Genomic DNA, 249 nt, shown 5'->3' with positions numbered 1-249 from the left:
GACCTCCCGCCGAATTTGTACGCATGACGGACCACGCCGCCAACCTGCCAAGAAATGGGGCCGCGAAGATGCGTAAGGCCGTATCCAACGAAAATAACTGTCTAGGCCGTGCAGCAAACTCACCAAAAACTGAAGTAGTAAATCCGCATCGGGCTGTGACGCGTGAATATAGGCGCGTAGACCGGGGAGCCAACCCACCAAGAAACCGCGACCGTAAATATGTGTGAGGCCATTTGGATTCCTTAGCAA

General features: G+C 53.8%; 1 protein-coding gene. It reads left to right on the top strand.

From position 1 onward, the window contains the following. A partial coding sequence (locus HB376_RS40665; protein WP_213769320.1) for a hypothetical protein occupies positions 1 to 227 on the top strand: 227 nt, incomplete at its 5' end. Positions 228 to 249 lie beyond the last annotated feature (22 nt).

Origin of the sequence: Caballeronia sp. dw_19, from assembly GCF_018449515.1 — a bacterium.
Classification (GTDB): Bacteria; Pseudomonadota; Gammaproteobacteria; order Burkholderiales; family Burkholderiaceae; genus Caballeronia.
This window is presented reverse-complemented; position numbering and strand designations above follow the sequence as displayed.